The 14,271-nt window shown below is 48.2% G+C and carries 17 protein-coding genes; 5 read left to right on the top strand and 12 right to left on the bottom strand.

Features of this window, described 5'->3' with window-relative positions; all coding sequences use genetic code 11:
* Positions 1-7 precede the first annotated feature (7 nt).
* Positions 8-856, bottom strand: coding sequence for a dihydropteroate synthase (gene folP / locus QVE43_RS05175; RefSeq protein WP_288004893.1), 849 nt, complete (start codon positions 854-856; stop codon positions 8-10).
* A gap of 57 nt (positions 857-913) precedes the next feature.
* On the opposite strand from folP, the gene QVE43_RS05180 reads away from it, so the two are divergent.
* From QVE43_RS05180 to QVE43_RS05190, 4 genes are read left to right on the top strand one after another with little or no spacing between them, the layout of a single operon-like run.
* Positions 914-1,486, top strand: coding sequence for a DUF1599 domain-containing protein (locus QVE43_RS05180; protein WP_038031947.1), 573 nt, complete (start codon positions 914-916; stop codon positions 1,484-1,486).
* Complete coding sequence (locus tag QVE43_RS05185) at positions 1,473-2,600, top strand: BT_3928 family protein (RefSeq protein ID WP_288004895.1); 1,128 nt, start codon at positions 1,473-1,475, stop codon at positions 2,598-2,600. Before QVE43_RS05180 ends, QVE43_RS05185 begins: the two co-directional genes overlap by 14 nt.
* Positions 2,601-2,628: 28 nt before the next feature.
* On the top strand, positions 2,629-2,979 hold the full coding sequence (locus tag QVE43_RS12520; RefSeq protein ID WP_308445304.1) for a hypothetical protein: 351 nt from the start codon (positions 2,629-2,631) through the stop codon (positions 2,977-2,979).
* On the top strand, positions 2,900-3,751 hold the full coding sequence (locus QVE43_RS05190) for an ABC transporter permease (RefSeq protein WP_308445305.1): 852 nt from the start codon (positions 2,900-2,902) through the stop codon (positions 3,749-3,751). Before QVE43_RS12520 ends, QVE43_RS05190 begins: the two co-directional genes overlap by 80 nt.
* Before the next feature lie 109 nt (positions 3,752-3,860).
* Here QVE43_RS05190 and floA read toward each other — a convergent pair whose 3' ends face one another.
* The 8 genes from floA to QVE43_RS05230 all read right to left on the bottom strand — a co-directional run bounded on the left by floA (position 3,861) and on the right by QVE43_RS05230 (position 11,680).
* On the bottom strand, positions 3,861-4,847 hold the full coding sequence (floA, locus tag QVE43_RS05195) for a flotillin-like protein FloA (protein ID WP_288004897.1): 987 nt from the start codon (positions 4,845-4,847) through the stop codon (positions 3,861-3,863).
* Positions 4,848-4,878: 31 nt separating this feature from the next.
* Positions 4,879-5,358 (bottom strand): NfeD family protein, encoded by a 480-nt coding sequence (locus QVE43_RS05200; protein WP_288004899.1) that lies wholly within the window; start codon positions 5,356-5,358, stop codon positions 4,879-4,881.
* An 89-nt stretch (positions 5,359-5,447) separates the two neighbouring features.
* Entirely contained in the window at positions 5,448-5,975 is a 528-nt protein-coding gene (locus QVE43_RS05205; RefSeq protein WP_051633312.1) for an OmpH family outer membrane protein, read from the bottom strand.
* A 61-nt stretch (positions 5,976-6,036) separates the two neighbouring features.
* Entirely contained in the window at positions 6,037-6,582 is a 546-nt protein-coding gene (locus QVE43_RS05210) for an OmpH family outer membrane protein (protein WP_288004901.1), read from the bottom strand.
* Positions 6,583-6,585: 3 nt separating this feature from the next.
* Positions 6,586-9,069 carry an outer membrane protein assembly factor BamA gene (bamA, locus tag QVE43_RS05215; protein WP_288004903.1) on the bottom strand — a complete coding sequence of 828 codons (2,484 nt, stop codon included), beginning with the start codon at positions 9,067-9,069 and terminating at the stop codon, positions 6,586-6,588.
* A 4-nt stretch (positions 9,070-9,073) separates the two neighbouring features.
* Positions 9,074-9,820, bottom strand: coding sequence for an isoprenyl transferase (locus QVE43_RS05220; protein ID WP_038031960.1), 747 nt, complete (start codon positions 9,818-9,820; stop codon positions 9,074-9,076).
* Between the two features lie 89 nt (positions 9,821-9,909).
* Entirely contained in the window at positions 9,910-10,608 is a 699-nt protein-coding gene (locus QVE43_RS05225; protein WP_051633313.1) for a DUF6089 family protein, read from the bottom strand.
* 76 nt (positions 10,609-10,684) lie between these two features.
* Positions 10,685-11,680 (bottom strand): outer membrane beta-barrel protein, encoded by a 996-nt coding sequence (locus QVE43_RS05230; RefSeq protein ID WP_288004907.1) that lies wholly within the window; start codon positions 11,678-11,680, stop codon positions 10,685-10,687.
* 183 nt (positions 11,681-11,863) lie between these two features.
* Here QVE43_RS05230 and QVE43_RS05235 point away from each other — a divergent pair, with 183 nt between their 5' ends.
* On the top strand, positions 11,864-12,715 hold the full coding sequence (locus QVE43_RS05235; protein ID WP_288004909.1) for a dienelactone hydrolase family protein: 852 nt from the start codon (positions 11,864-11,866) through the stop codon (positions 12,713-12,715).
* A 62-nt stretch (positions 12,716-12,777) separates the two neighbouring features.
* Here QVE43_RS05235 and QVE43_RS05240 read toward each other — a convergent pair whose 3' ends face one another.
* From QVE43_RS05240 to QVE43_RS05250, 3 genes are read right to left on the bottom strand one after another with little or no spacing between them, the layout of a single operon-like run.
* Positions 12,778-13,248, bottom strand: a complete 471-nt coding sequence (locus QVE43_RS05240; protein WP_038031965.1) for a biopolymer transporter ExbD — start codon at positions 13,246-13,248, stop codon at positions 12,778-12,780.
* Between the two features lie 2 nt (positions 13,249-13,250).
* Positions 13,251-13,814, bottom strand: a complete 564-nt coding sequence (locus tag QVE43_RS05245; protein WP_308445306.1) for a biopolymer transporter ExbD — start codon at positions 13,812-13,814, stop codon at positions 13,251-13,253.
* Between the two features lie 8 nt (positions 13,815-13,822).
* Complete coding sequence (locus QVE43_RS05250) at positions 13,823-14,230, bottom strand: hypothetical protein (protein WP_288004911.1); 408 nt, start codon at positions 14,228-14,230, stop codon at positions 13,823-13,825.
* Between the last annotated feature and the right edge of the window lie 41 nt (positions 14,231-14,271).

Below are 14,271 nucleotides of genomic sequence, written 5' to 3' on the forward strand. Positions count from 1 at the left end.
TCTGAATTTAAGACGACTTCAAATGCTCTAATAAGGTAACAATTTCTTTGGCTTCTTTTACGTCATGTACCCGCAAAATTGATGCCCCGGCATAGAGTGCCATGCAGTTGAGTGCAGTGGTTCCGTTGAGTGCCTCTGCGGGCGTTACCCCCAGCGCTTTGTATATCATGGATTTACGGGAAACACCTACCAAAATGGGCGCATTGAACTGAGCAAGCCATGATAAATTACGCAACAGCTCATAGTTTTGTTGTAGTGTTTTGGCAAAACCAAAACCGGGATCCAGTATCACATCATGCACTCCGCACGCTCTGCACTGCGCCATGCGTTCTGAAAAGAAACGCGCTACCTCAAGAGTCACTCCTTCGGGATAGTCGGTCAGCTGTTGCATGTTTTGTGGCGTACCGCGCATATGCATCATCACATAGGGCACCCGGTGCCGGGCCACCAGGCGCCACATGGCTTCGTTCCCTCCGCTGATGTCGTTAATCATATCGGCACCAGCTTCCAATGCGGCACCTGCCACCTCTACGCGAAAGGTATCTGCCGAAAGACATATTGCCTCGCCATACTCTTTTTTCAGTGCTTCCACCACAGGCAGCACCCGCCGCATTTCCTCCGGCACTTCGATATCTGCGGCACCGGGGCGCGAAGAGTATCCGCCCACGTCTATCCAATCAGCCCCCTCTTGTAGCGCGCGTTCAGCCCGCCGCAGCGCCTCCTCAATGCGGTGATAGCGCCCCCCGTCGAAGAAAGAGTCGGGCGTTACGTTCAAGATAGCCATAATCTGGGGGCGCTCAAAAGTTTTTAGGCGTCCACGTATCGAAACAGCGCCAAGCGTTTTTGAAAAATTCATATCTTTGACAATCGTAGAAATCATGCTTTAAGAACAATGACCGGGAACCTTAGGTGTATGTCCAAGGATGAAAACACTTCTTTCCGGCACACGGAAAGCGAATATAAAGAGATCATCAAAGAATGTAAAAAACTCTTTGAAAAGAAGTATCATGATTATGGTACAGCATGGCGCATTTTGCGCCCCAGCTCTCTGACCGACCAAATTTTTATCAAAGCCAAACGCATCCGTTCCATTCAGGAAAAAGGCACACAGGCCATTGACGAAGATATCAGCCAAGAGTTTATCGGTATTGTCAACTACTGTGTGATGGCGCTTATTCAGTTGTCACTACCTGCCGATGCGCCCTTGCATTTGGATTACGAAACAGTCAGTCGTTTATATGACGAACAAGTGGCAGCCACTTTGGATTTGCTGCGCCGCAAAAACCACGATTACGGCGAAGCATGGCGGCAAATGCGTGTCAGCTCCATGACCGACCTCATTTTAATGAAGATTTTACGCATCAAACAAATAGAAGACAAACAGGGACAAACACTGGTATCGGAAGGCGTGGAAGCCAATTATCAAGATATATTGAATTATGCGGTATTTTGCTTAATAAAACTCAAGGCAAATGAAAAACATTGACCGGCTGGCAATTATTCTGGTAGGGGGCTTGTTCATATTCTCGGGGCTTATCAAGCTCAATGACCCGGTAGGCACCCAAATCAAATTGGAAGAGTATTTCGAAGTGTTTGCACAAGATGTGCGCCCCCACACCGGCAACGAAAACCGGGCAAGTCATTTCTTCGAAGCGCTGATTCCTTATGCACTCTTTTTCTCGGTGCTGCTTAGCTCTTTGGAAGTAGTGCTGGGCGTGATGCTTCTTAGTGGTTACCGGCGGCGCCAAGCCATCGGTGCGCTGTTGGCTATGATAGTGTTTTTCACCTTTCTCACTTTTTACTCGTGGTATTTCAACAAAGTAACGGACTGTGGTTGTTTTGGCGATGCCATCAAGCTTACCCCCAAAGAGTCGTTCATAAAAGACGTAGTGCTGCTGCTGTTGATTGCCTATCTCTTTTTACGCAGAAAGCAGCTGGGCAGCTCTACCGCCAAGCGCGGACTGGTTATCACCCTCACAGCGGCTGCATTGAGTGTGGGATTGGCATGGTATGCCATCGCTTACCTGCCTCCATTGGACTTCCGCCCCTATCGCGTAGGCAACCATATTCCTTCCCTGATGAAACCCTCCGCAGCTTTTCAATATGAGTATATCATGGAAAAGGAAGGCAAGCAATACGTCTTCCAAGAGTATCCCACCGATACCACCTATACATTTGTGGACATGAAGCTGCTGAACCCTGAAGCGCTTCCCAAAATCACAGATTTCCGTGCATACCAAGGTGATACGGACATTACGGACAGCCTTTTTCAAGGCACTTGCTTCCTGGTAGTCATCCATGATGTAAACGATGATGAAAGGCTGCTTCAGAGACTTTCGAAAGCGAAACCGGTCATAGAAGAGTTGATAAACTCCGGCGTGAAAGTAAGTGTATTGAGCGCTGCCTCGCCCGATGCACTGGAAGTGCTGTTGGCACAGGCCGGCTGGCATCATGTGGTTGTTGCCTCCATAGACCACACGGTAGCCAAAACCATGGTGCGCAGCAATCCCGGTTACCTTCTATTGCAAGACGGATACGTGCGCGGAAAATGGTCATACAGAGCCCTTCCGGCTTCGCTTCGCTACATATTGAATCAATAACTTGTGCAGATAGAATTATATTGAGTGTATGAAATTGATAAGCAATTTATTACGAAAAGGCTATGGTTTAAGCTACAATTTGGTGAACCCGGTGCTCTGGCGTTATGTGGTCAGGCACTTGGCAGAAGGCATACTTGTTGTGTTTGGGGTGGTCATTGTGGTATTTCTGCTTTATTATGCACTCCCGGGTGACCCTGTAAGCATGATTGCCGGGCAACGCACCGATATCATGACAAAAGAAGCCATCAAAGCCGAACTGGGACTTAGACAAACCGCTCCCCACCCAACTATATCTTTATTTGCGGGACCTGTCCCCCGTATCTATGCACCACGACACACCGGAAGAGCGCAAAAAATACAATTATACCCCGCTGTTTAGCGTAGGTGAACAGGTGGTGGTGGTCAAAATGCCCTATATGCGCCGCTCTTTCCAAACCAAGCGCTTGGTAAGTGAGCTTATATTGGACAAGCTGATGCTCACCCTCATTTTGGCGTTGGCAGCCATGGCGTTTGCCACGGTGGTGGGCATTTTCTTAGGCGTATGGGCAGCCACCCGTGCCAACTCGTGGATTGACAACATGATTATCGGGGGCTCGGTAGCCGGTATCTCTATGCCTTCCTTCGTATCGGCAAGCTTGATTTCTTTATATCTGGGCTATAAGCTCGGACCCTATATCGGCTTGAATGGAACCGGAAGCCTCTGGGTAGAAACCATCTATTACGGGCGCCAACTGCAACTCCAAAATTTGATATTGCCGGCGTTGACCTTGGGGATTCGCCCCCTGTCTATCATTGTGCAGCTTACACGTAGTTCCATGTTGGATGCCTTGTCGCAAGATTATATCCGCACGGCTTATGCCAAAGGGTTGTCGCGCCGCCGCGTGATTTGGCGCCATGCCTTTCCCAATGCATTGAACCCGGTGATTACGGCCGTTTCGAACTGGTTGGCTTCTTTAATGTCGGGTGCCTTCTTCGTAGAACTTATTTTCGACTGGAAGGGGCTGGGATATGAAACCATACAAGCCGTACGCACCTTGGATTTACCCGTACTCATGGGGGCTACAATTGTGATTGCGGCTACTTTCGTTGTCATCAATTTTCTTGCCGACATACTCTATGCCCTTATCGACCCGCGCGTGCGCTTACAATAGTCCCAACAGGCATGTAAAAAGTTTTTTGGTGTTTATCAATAATAAAAAGAAGAGAGCGCAACTGTACGGCTGCGCTCTCACTGTTTTCTTATTAAGGCTACAGGGAATTTTAGTTATAAGGGTTATTGTCATTATCACGTGGCGTATCGCTGCCGCCGATGCTTTTACGCATACTGGTATCGGCTTGAATGTTTTGCATGCGTAAATAATCCATAACACCTATGTTGCCATTGCGCAGTGCCTCGGCAATGGCTTTCGGGATTTCGGCTTCGGCTGCTATCACCTGCGCACGTGCCTCTTGCGCTTTGGCTTTCATTTCTTGCTCTAAGGCTATAGCCATGGCACGACGTTCTTCGGCTTTGGCTTCTGCTACTTTCAAATCAGCTTCAGCTTGGTCTTCCTGCAACTTAGCCCCTATGTTTTCGCCCACATCAATATCGGCAATGTCTATAGAAAGAATTTCAAAGGCAGTACCTTCATCCAACCCCTTGGAAAGCACCAGCTTAGAAATCTTATCGGGGTTTTCCAGTACTTCCTTATGGCTTTGAGAAGAACCGATGGAAGTAACGATGCCTTCACCCACACGCGCCAGGATGGTGTCTTCTCCGGCGCCCCCAATCAACCGGCGAATGTTGGCGCGCACGGTCACCCGCGCAACGGCTATCACTTGAATGCCGTCTTGGGCTATGGCTGCCACCTTGGGTGTGGTAATCACCTTGGGGTTCACTGATATTTGCACTGCCTCGAACACATCGCGCCCGGCAAGGTCAATGGCTGCCGCCTGCTCAAAAGAAAGCTCTATATTGGCTTTATCGGCAGAAATCAAAGCACTGATTACCTTTTGCACATTGCCACCTGCCAAATAGTGCGATTCCAAAGCATCGGCAGTAATATCCTTCAGTCCGGCTTTCTCGGCAGTAATCAAGGCATCGACAATCACGCGTGGCGGCACCCGCCGGATACGCATGAAGGTCATGTTCAAAAGCCCGACGTTTACTCCGGAAAACCGTGCCGTAATCCATAAACTAATGGGGAAATAGGACATGAAAATGAAAAACAGGACGATAGCAACAGCTGTAATAATAAGGGTTTCCATATGAATACTCGTTTTGGTTTATAGTTGACAATCAATTAAGCTGTGGATTATTGGATGCTACTTTTCTCACAATGAAGTACTGTTTTTCGGCTTTGACTACCTCCACCTCGCTACCGGTAGGTATGAAGCCACTTAACGAGCGGGCGTCGTGCTGTTCGCCATTGGGCAACTCAATACGTCCATACGGTTTCAGGTCGGAAATGGCCCGGGCAGCACCGGTATAAGACGGCACTTCGGCAGGGGTGTCTTTTCCACTGGGCAGTGAAGCTTTTAAGCTAAAGCGCTTAAAAATACGTGAAGCGGGAAAATAGCGAATACCCAGCCCGCCTAACAGCAGACTGGCAGCTGTTAAGGCAGCCCCCCATTCCGGCGATTCCATGAACGCCAGTGTGATGGCGCTTCCCCAGCTAATCAATGCCAAAAAAGCAGCAATGCTGGTGCCCGGAATCACGAATATTTCCAGCAGAAACAGCAACAGAGCCACAAGCAGTAAAATAAAGACAAATGTCATAAAAGTTTTAATTGTTTTTTGTCTTTATAAATATAAAAAAAAGAGGGCATAAAACCCTCTTTTGAATAAAAAACTACATTGTATGTTCTTTATTTTGACTCTACGGAAGTTACGCCCAGCTTTTTCAATACCAAATCCGAAATGTCGCCGGTGCCATCTTCCGGCTCGTAAAGCAGCGCTTCGCGGCGCAAAATATAGGTATAACCGTTTTCTTTGGCTACTGCCACGATGGCCTCTTCTATTTTTTTGTAAATAGGTGCCAACAAAGCGTTCTCTTTCTTTTGAATAGATTCAGCCGCACTGTTTTGAAACTCCTGCAGCTGCTCTTGCAACGAGCCTATTTCTTTTTCCAGCGCTTGACGCGTAGGGTCAGGCATAGATGCTCCTTCGTTCAAGTACTTCTGGTATTTGGTTTGCAGCTCTTGTTGTTTGGCTTTGAAATCTTCTTCCAACTTGCTTTGATAAGCTTGCAACTCCGATTGCGCCACTTTAAAGTCGGGCAACTGAGGCAACACATAGTTCAGATCGAAATAGCCAATTTTTTGCTGCGCAAAGGCTGTCGAGATACCAAGCATCATAAAGCATAAAGCACTCAATGCAACAATCTTCTTCATCATAAATTTTCCTTTTTTATTCATGGTTAAAACAGATTCCAATAACTGTACCAAATATACAAAATTAACGATTGGCATTTTCTTTAGGGTTGTCTTCCGGGTCGCCCAAGCCCAACTCTTCCAATACGTAGTCGGTGTAATCATGACGGGGGTCTAAATAAACCACCACAAAATCACCGGACTTATCATAGATAACCTGTAGTTGATGCTGACGCGCCACACGTTCCAATGCTTTGTTCAATTTTTCGCGTAGGGGTGTCAGCAGCTCTTGTTTTTTCAAGAAAATAAGCCCCTCATAGCCAAAAGTTTTTTGCTGCAGCTCGCGTGCTTCTTTCTCTTTTTGTGCAATTTCCTCGAGGCGCTCGCGCTTCATGTCTTCGGTGAGCAAAAGCTCTTCGCTGTTGTATTTGCGCTTCAGCTCTTCTACCTCTTGAAACTTGGCTTCTATTTCTTGTGTAGCCCTCTGCACAAAACGGTCGAAGTCCTGCTGTACCTGTTGGTACTCGGGCATTTTACGCAAGACGAAATTCACATCTACAAAACCAAATTTTTGTGCATGTGCCGAATGTAAACAAGCAAAGAAGAGCAAGAAGCAAAATAAACGAACCATACTTTATCGTATTTGTTGACCTATGGTAAAGTGGAACTGCCCGCCATTGGCGCCCGGGTTCCCCGGCACATCATCAAAGCCAACGGCATAATCGATACCGATCATGCCGAAAGCAGGCATCAGGACACGTGCTCCAAAGCCTGCCGAGCGGTACATGATGAAAGGATTGAAGCGTCCGAAATCTGCCCAGTTGTTGCCGGCTTCTACAAACGACAGTACGTAAATGGTAGCGGCGGGGTTCAATGAAAGCGGATAACGCAACTCCATCACATACTTAGAGAATACAGTTCCACCTGTGCCGGCATTCACACCCGTAGAAAACGGAATAATAGAGTTGTCTTTGTAGCCACGCAAGCCGATGATGTCGGAACCTAACAAGAAATTGAAGCCCGACAAACCGCTTCCCCCTAAGATGAAACGCTCGAACGGTCCCACGCCGTTTTCTTTGCTATAGGTCTGCAGAAAACCAAAGTGGGCACGCGTGTTCAATACCAGCTTGCCGGCAATAGGTGTAAAAAACGAGGCATCTATCATCCATTTGTGGTATTCTATCCACTTGAAGCGCTCCTGCGGGCTAAGGGCTTCGTAATTTTTTCTGCCTTCGATGTCATCGAACAAAGAAAAAGGCGGTGTCATGGTTACGTTCAGTGAAATATTCGAACCGGTGCGGGGGAAGGTGGGGTTGTCGATGCTGTTTCGTGCCAGCGTGGTACTCAGCGTGATGCTACGCGAAACCCCGTTGTTATATCCCAAACCGGTATTGTAATTGTCGATGGTGTATTGCCGGAAGCTCAAGGCATTACTCAAAACAAAGTAGTCATCGGGGAAATTAAGACGCCGCCCCAAGCTTACGGTAGCACTGGTTACTTGCAAGCCCCCCAACACACGATTGTTAATCACACTACGCTGCACCGAGTGGCTGAAGTTGACCGAAAAGGCATTGGGCTTTTTGCCGCCCAACCATGGCTCGGTGAAAGTCAAAGAGTAGGTTTGAAAGGCACGTCCGTTGGCTTGAATCCGTAAAGCAAGCTGCTGCCCGTCGCCGGCAGGCACCGGATGCCAGTTGCTCAGCTTACCGGCTTTGCGCAAAGAGAAGTTATTAAAAATCACGCCCACAGTACCTACAAAGCCGATGCCACCACCCCAGCCACCGGACAACTCCAGCTGGTCACTGGGTTTTTCTTCTACGGTATATTTAATATCCACAGTTCCTGTTTCCAAGTGAGGTATGGGTTCTATCTGTATCTTTTCGGGGTCGAAGTATCCCAACTGGCTCAGCGCCTGGTTTGTACGTATAATATCGCGGCGGCTGAATTTACGCCCCGGTATGGTACGTATCTCACGCAAAATCACGTGATCACTGGTGCGGGTATTACCACTGATGAAAATACTATTGATGGTAGCCTGCGGACCTTCATAAATACGCATTTCAATATCGATGGAGTCGCCCTCCGCTTTGATTTCCACAGGGGTAATGCGGAAGAAGAGATAGCCGTTATCCATATACAAAGAGCTGATGTCTTGCTCTGTCAGGCTGAAGTTCAGGCGCTTGTCCAGCTCTTCACGGTCGTAAATATCGCCTTTCTTGATGCCCAACACCTGCGAAAGGTATTCATCGGAATATACAAAGTTGCCTTTCCAAGTGATGTTGCGGTAGTGATATTGAGGACCTTCATGTATTTTCATGTAAATATTTACGCGGTTGGGCTTCACAAAATACACGCAGTCTTGCAGTATCTGTGCGTCGCGATAACCTTCTTTGCCATATAGCTTAATAATCCGCTTTTTGTCTTCTTCGTATTTTTTAGGCACAAACTTAGACGAGGTAAAAATACGGGGGAAACGTTTTTCTTTGATCTTCATGCGGCGATGCAAACGCTTGTCCGATACAGCTTCGTTGCCCTCAAAAATAATTTCGTCTGCTTTGACCTTCTTGCCCCTGTTTACTTTCAGTTTCAATATCACGCTATTGGAAAGCAAAGTATCTTTCTGCTGAACGGCATCTACCTTCACGGCATAAAAGCCTTTGTCTTTATAGTATTTTTCTACCGTAATCAAAGCGTTTTTTATCAAGGGGTCAGAAATAATCTTCCCTTTAATTGCTTTGATTTTGTCTTGCAGTTTATCGGCATCGCCCCGCTTTACACCTTCAAATTGGATGCGCGATACTCTGGGGCGTTCCTGCAAATAAAGATTCAGATAAACCTTATTGCCTTCGAACTTGGTGGCGGTAATTTCAATATCGCCGAAAAGCCCCGTATCCCATAATTTTTTAATTGCGGTAGCCGTGCGTGTGCCGGGAATTTCCAAGGTATCGCCTACTTTCAAGCCTGCCATGTTGAGTAGGGCGTTGCTATCGAGAAACTTGACGCCACTGATATTGATGCCTGCAATGACGTACTCGCCGGATTGATTCTGTGCATTCGCCAAGTTTGTCAGCAACAATAGGCACACAAGTACCCGGAAACTCTTCAAAAAACGCTGCATTGTATTATTCTGATTTTATTTGTTCACTGATTTTTCCAAAACGCCGTTCTCTCTGCTGAAAAGAACGAATGGCTTCAAACAAATGTTGTTTGCGGAAGTCGGGCCATAAGATAGGTGTAAAATATAACTCTGTGTAAGCCAGCTCCCACAGCATAAAGTTGCTGATACGCATTTCGCCACTGGTGCGAATGAGCAACTCGGGCTCGGGCATGAAAGAAGTAGAAAGGTAGCGGCTGATGGTCTGTGCATCGACTGCGGCGGGCTCCAAACGGCCATAACGCACATCTTCGGCCATGCGGCGCATGGCTTGCGTAAGGTCCCAGCGTCCGCTGTAGCTTAGAGCCAGGGTCAGCGTCAATCCGCTGTTTTGAGCCGTCAGAGCCATGGCATCTTGCAGTTCTTGTTGCGCTGTTTGCGGCAAATCGCTCAACTGCCCAATGGCCTTCAGGCGCACATTGTTCTCATTGAGTTTTTTTACCTCTTTGCGAATGGTAGATACCAACAAGCTCATGAGGGCATTTACCTCCTGCCGGGGGCGTGCCCAATTTTCGGTAGAAAAAGCGTAAAGGGTAAGGAATTCCACACCGGCTTCGCCACATCCTTCCACCACGGCACGCACTGCCTCCACTGCGTTTTGATGACCAAACACACGGGCTGCCCCTCGTTGTTTTGCCCATCGCCCGTTGCCATCCATAATAATGGCGATATGCTTAGGAACCGCCTGTTTTTTAATATCGTCTAATGAAACCATTCGTTTTGTTCTTTGGAATAAGCCTGCATTCAGACTCCTGCTTTAGAGGCTGCAATTTAGCAAGAATCTTGCATTTATTCTCTTAGCTCTTAAAACTTGTAAAAAGAGGGGCAAGGCTTGGCATAAAAAGTGTAGGTCAGATGAATTGCCGAAAAGAAGTACCAGTCTTTATCGTAGGTGTTGCCGGTATAGTACTTCGCCGGGCGGGCCGGCAACAGGCGGTCGTTGGTGTAGAGGTCGTCCAAATAGTCTGTAAAGGTTTTACGTGCCCCCACTTCTGCGTTTAGATTCCAGTGCTCGCCCAAAACCACCTTCATCCCTACGCCCATAGGTATCGACATCTGGTAAAGGCTATAATCGGGCGACAAGTTTTGCTGGGGGTTCATACGAAAAGCAGCTACGCCCATCATCAGATAGGGACTCCATCCCTGAAAACGGCCGGGGTTGCGATAGTAGAAAAAGTTATACTCAAAAATAGCTGCCACTTCGGTCAACTCCGTGCGAAAGCTGTATTGCCGACGGCGTGCCAAGGGGGTATTCAAATCGCTGTCATGTGCCTCGATGCTCCCATGACTAACGCTAAGGCGGGTAGAGACAGCCTCATTCCAGTTTTGCCGCCACAACACAGAGAAACCCAAACGGGGCGATTGATAGTTGATATAGGGCGCCAGTTCGCCTTTGTAGTTCCAAACTCCCACACCGGCACCTAACTCATGACGCTGCCCATAAGAAAGAGCAGCGCCAAACACAAAGAATATCGTAAGAAGCAGAAAAGTTACTTTTTGCATTAGAGCGCATTCATTTTTTTAATACCAAGTCATTCAAAAGCATCAAGCGGGCATGCACCCGCTGAACGGCACCTTATCATCTAAACTTAGGGCAACGCACCTTTCCGGCAAAAATATACGTCAGCTTAAAGCCCACGGTAATGATTTTATCCAACTCCTTGCTGTTGCCCCGCTGGTCGCCGCCTCGCCCAAAGCCAACCACCGTGGAGTTGCCCAGCTCATCGGTGGTGAGCCCTCCTATGGAGTCGGCTACCGGCTGGAAATTACGCGTTTTGCCGGTGATGGGGTCCACCGTTTCGGTGGTGCGGTTGGCCATAATCACCGCTAAAGGTCCCACTTGCTCCAAGAGGTCACGCGGATCGGCATAGTTGCCACTTACATCGTCCAGATAATCGGTAAAGGTATAGTGATATACGAACTCAAAGCTCAAATCCAAGTTATCTGTCAGTTTATAACGCACACCCGCCCCAAAAGGCACCGAGAATTGAATCAAAGAATAAGGCTTATCAGGATACTTCAGGTCAGGATTATAGCGGGGGGTGAGTCCTTGCCCTTCGGTACGCAGGGGCTGCAGAGCCACCCACTTTCCATCGGGGGTCATCCCTTTGGGGTTATGATAAAAAGCCCCCACCCCAACAAAAGCATAAGGGCGCCACATGGGCCGACGGTAAAAATATCCACGGGAAGGCAGCAAATCTACCGCCAAACGCACCGACAACTCAAATACGTCATTGCGGAAGTTGGCATTGCGCAAATAGCGGTATTTATGCTGTTGATCGTTGGGGTCTGCATTACGAAAGTCCGAAGCCATGATGCGCAAGTAATCAAACTCCGCTTCCACTTGCATGCGGCTGTTGAAACGCCGTGCCACGCCCGCCATCACACTGGGGCGTGTATATGAAATGTTCGTACTGGCAGGGTTATCATCCGGAGCCAAGTCGCCAAAGTAGTTGGCTGCCCCCAAACCTCCATAAATAGCCCAGTAGTTACCGCCACTATTGATTTGCTGCGCTTGGGCACCCCAAAGTGCACTTGCAATGCAAAAAAACATCAAACAGAATGTGCGCATCATCTTGTTTTTAATTTTTAGAACTCTTCAAAAATTGTGCCTTCTTATGCTTTTCCATCAACTACACCAAAACCTCCCCATTCAAAGGTATAAAAAGAATAGAATAAGCTCAAGTATTTTCGTTTAAAAACTTCCACTTTCAGCCAAATCCGTTAAATTGCTTACGTTCAACTAAATAATAAGGTTATGCAGCGAATATTAACAACCCTCTTTTTGAGCTTGCTGAGCAGCTGGCTTTATGCCCAGTCGCACAGCTGCTGTCTGGACGCCACCCGTGCTTTTGCCGCTTTTGCCGCAGACAAAAACTTTAACAGCCGGCACGAAAACCCGCGCCCTTACCGGCACGTGAGCGACATAGGAAAAGACATCACCTTTCCCGTGGCCGGTGGACAGCCCGCCCACGCCTACGAGCTGCGGGCAAAAGGTCGATCTCACCTATGGCTCTTTGTTTTTCACGAATGGTGGGGACTCAACGACCATATCAAAAAAGAAGCCGAAAAGCTATACCACGACCTGAACGGACAAGTGAACGTTCTGGCTTTGGACCTTTACGATCGAAAAGTAGCCGATACACGCGAGGAAGCGGCCCGGCTCATGCAAAACGCTCAAGAGGCACGCATCCGGGCAATCATTCGCGGTGCCGCAGCCTATGCAGGCAAGAAAGCGCGCATAGCCACCATCGGGTGGTGCTTTGGCGGCGGATGGTCTATGCAGGCAGCCTTGATGCTGGGCAAGCAAGCACGCGCTTGCATCATATACTATGGCATGCCGGAGCAAAATGTGGAAAAGCTCAAAGAGCTGCAGGCACCTGTCTTGGGCATCTTTGCCAAGCAAGACCGCTGGATTACCCCCGAAGTGGTAAAAACTTTTGAACAGGCGATGCAGGAGGCCGGCAAGTCCGTAGAGGTGCATTTGTACGATGCCGACCACGCCTTTGCCAATCCAAGCAACCCGCGTTATCAAAGCGAAGCTACGGCACAGGCTTATGAACAAAGCTTGCGCTTTTTGAAAGCACACTTGCTTGAAAAAGGCAAATAAAGCCTCACAAAAAAAGGGAGCCTTATCCGGCTCCCTTTATCCATTTGATAGCAAAGCTGCTCTTATTGCTCAGAAGCACTTGCTTTCACCGCATTGAACAATACCATCCGCAGCTCATTGTCGCGCAGGGTATTGGTCACGTCGCTCACTACCCCCATTTTCACGTCTTTATCTATTTTAAGCGATACAATCATCTTTGCACGCTTTTCCAAAGGCAGGGCTGCCTGCTCTTCCAAGAGCAAGGGGGCAATGGCACTGGGTTCAAGCAGTACATCGTTCACCTGTACACGCGGCTCCGAACCATAAGCGGCCTTGTTGATAGGCGGTCCGATGTACACATAGCTCACCACGGTGGGGTCATCTATCGACTGTATCTGGCTTGCATGCGGTAGTTCTTGCTCTACGAGTACCTGCTCAGGTTTGAGCTGAGTGGTCACCATAAAGAAGAACAAGAGCATGAAGATAATGTCGGGTAGCGCCGCCGTGGGTATATCCTGTTTTGCTTTTGTTTTCTTCTTAAAATGCCCTTGCATGATTATTTGTTTTTATTGGGATCAGCAATCGAAATCATCATCGGGATACGCTCTTTCACCTGCTGATACTTTTGTTTCATATCGGGCGGGAGCTTATCCTCTTTGATAGCCAAGTATTGCTCTACGGTAATACCCAAGGCTTCGGCCCGGGCTTCATGATAAGCCTGCTTCACCCGGTCCAACACTTTGATATACATATCGTAGCTGGTGCCACGGTCCACTTTGATGGAAACCACCGCTTTTTGGGGGCTGTCTGAAAGTTTGGGGTCGCGCCCGTTGTTGGTAATATGACGCTTCACCGCATCTTTCAGATTGGCCAAATCCATGATTTCATCCTCTACCAGCAACTCGTCGTTGCGGTTTACCAGTATTTTAAAGAGGTTGCGGTCATTGATTTCCTTTTGCACCTGTTCCTGATTGGGGTCCTTCTTGGCAGGCAAGACCATGGGAATCCCCTCTTCGGCGGGGAACTGGGTCGTTACCAAGAAGAAAATCAGCAACAGGAAGGCAATATCGGCCATGGCTCCTGCACTAATCTCCGGTGCTTGTCTTTCTTTTTTTGCCATGATGCTGATTATCTAAGGATACGTAATACTTCGGTAACAATGATGCTCAGGAAAGCGACCGCCAGCAATATATAGAAGGTAATGATAACGCCTCCATATAATTTGATAGAACCGGCGGTGACGCCGAAACGCTCTGCCAGCTGTGCCGGCACGTCAGAACCGGCTATAGCCCAGCCAATCAGGAAAACAACGCCCAAGGCCAAGATGCCGATGCCGGTCTTGGCTAACTTCTTGGGGTCCGGATTGGTTACGATGGGCAGGAAGATAGCCAGTACTGCTGCCAAGCCAATGGCTATGTAAGCCACAATCACTAAGATGTTGACACTGGCAGGCACCTCCGCTCCTCCTTGCGCATAAGCGAGGTTGGATATATTGGCGATGCCCCAAAGGGCAAGTATATTCAAAATTCTTTTCATAACATCTTGAAAATTAAGATTTAGAGAAAGGGAAGAAGGCA

This window comes from Thermonema sp. (genome assembly GCF_026003375.1).
Classification (GTDB): Bacteria; Bacteroidota; Bacteroidia; order Cytophagales; family Thermonemataceae; genus Thermonema; species Thermonema rossianum.

Bases quoted from the DNA above. Each gene is read 5' to 3' on its own strand.
- folP (WP_288004893.1), bottom strand. From the start codon at position 856: ATGAATTTTTCAAAAACGCTTGGCGCTGTTTCGATACGTGGACGCCTA.
- QVE43_RS05180 (WP_038031947.1), top strand. From the start codon at position 914: ATGTCCAAGGATGAAAACACTTCTTTCCGGCACACGGAAAGCGAATAT.
- QVE43_RS05185 (WP_288004895.1), top strand. From the start codon at position 1,473: ATGAAAAACATTGACCGGCTGGCAATTATTCTGGTAGGGGGCTTGTTC.
- QVE43_RS12520 (WP_308445304.1), top strand. From the start codon at position 2,629: ATGAAATTGATAAGCAATTTATTACGAAAAGGCTATGGTTTAAGCTAC.
- floA (WP_288004897.1), bottom strand. From the start codon at position 4,847: ATGGAAACCCTTATTATTACAGCTGTTGCTATCGTCCTGTTTTTCATT.
- QVE43_RS05200 (WP_288004899.1), bottom strand. From the start codon at position 5,358: ATGACATTTGTCTTTATTTTACTGCTTGTGGCTCTGTTGCTGTTTCTG.
- QVE43_RS05205 (WP_051633312.1), bottom strand. From the start codon at position 5,975: ATGATGAAGAAGATTGTTGCATTGAGTGCTTTATGCTTTATGATGCTT.
- QVE43_RS05210 (WP_288004901.1), bottom strand. From the start codon at position 6,582: ATGGTTCGTTTATTTTGCTTCTTGCTCTTCTTTGCTTGTTTACATTCG.
- bamA (WP_288004903.1), bottom strand. From the start codon at position 9,069: ATGCAGCGTTTTTTGAAGAGTTTCCGGGTACTTGTGTGCCTATTGTTG.
- QVE43_RS05220 (WP_038031960.1), bottom strand. From the start codon at position 9,820: ATGGTTTCATTAGACGATATTAAAAAACAGGCGGTTCCTAAGCATATC.
- QVE43_RS05225 (WP_051633313.1), bottom strand. From the start codon at position 10,608: ATGCAAAAAGTAACTTTTCTGCTTCTTACGATATTCTTTGTGTTTGGC.
- QVE43_RS05230 (WP_288004907.1), bottom strand. From the start codon at position 11,680: ATGATGCGCACATTCTGTTTGATGTTTTTTTGCATTGCAAGTGCACTT.
- QVE43_RS05235 (WP_288004909.1), top strand. From the start codon at position 11,864: ATGCAGCGAATATTAACAACCCTCTTTTTGAGCTTGCTGAGCAGCTGG.
- QVE43_RS05240 (WP_038031965.1), bottom strand. From the start codon at position 13,248: ATGCAAGGGCATTTTAAGAAGAAAACAAAAGCAAAACAGGATATACCC.
- QVE43_RS05245 (WP_308445306.1), bottom strand. From the start codon at position 13,814: ATGGCAAAAAAAGAAAGACAAGCACCGGAGATTAGTGCAGGAGCCATG.
- QVE43_RS05250 (WP_288004911.1), bottom strand. From the start codon at position 14,230: ATGAAAAGAATTTTGAATATACTTGCCCTTTGGGGCATCGCCAATATA.